The 733-nt window shown below is 67.0% G+C and carries 1 protein-coding gene; it reads right to left on the bottom strand.

Going from position 1 to position 733, the window contains the following annotated elements; translation table 11 throughout:
• Positions 1-733, bottom strand: a 733-nt coding sequence (locus OO47_RS32965; RefSeq protein ID WP_033211199.1) for a family 43 glycosylhydrolase, incomplete at both ends; no start/stop codon positions are given.

Here is a 733-nt window from a genome sequence, read left to right on the forward strand (position 1 = left end):
GTAGGTGGTCGAGTTGCCGATGTCCTTGAGGCCGCTCCAGGTGCCGGTGACGCTGGTCGCCGTGGCGTACTTCTGCTGGTTGGGGGCCCAGCCCGTGGCGCCCGAGGTGAGCAGGAAGTAGACGCCGTTGCGCTTGAACATCGCCGGGGCCTCGCGCCACTGGCCGGGCCACAGCTTCTTCACCTGGGCGTCGATGCCGGTGTAGTCCGGGGTCAGGCGGTAGACGTGCAGGTCGGCGTTCTCGTTGGCCGCGGAGATCATGTAGCCGGTGCCGTCGGTGTCGACGAACGTGGTGATGTCCCGGGACATGTGGCCGAGCGGCCGGAAGCTGCCCTGCCAGGAGTAGTCGCCGTCGACGGTGTCCGAGACGGCGACCGCGGCACGGGCCTCGGAGTAGTCGGTCGCACTGCCCTCCTTGTGCATCCACATCACGAACCGGCCGGTCGAGGCGTTGTACATCACCTTCGGCCGCTCGATGTTCGCCCCCGCGAGCTCGGGGTGACTGCTCGCGGTGAGGACGTGGTTGCGGAACTCCCAGGTCTTCAGGTCGGTGGAGCGGTAGGCGGAGACGTACTTGAAGCTGTTGTCGGCATTGCGGTTCTCACCGAACCAGTAGTAGTACGTGCCGACCTTCACGACCCCGCCACCGTGGGCGTGGACGGGATCACCCTGCGAATCGGTGAACTGGACGGCGTTGGTGACGGTGACGGCCGCCGCATGAGCGGTGCCCACG

Origin of the sequence: Streptomyces bikiniensis, assembly GCF_000716625.1 — a bacterium.
In the GTDB taxonomy this organism is placed as follows: domain Bacteria; phylum Actinomycetota; class Actinomycetes; order Streptomycetales; family Streptomycetaceae; genus Streptomyces; species Streptomyces bikiniensis.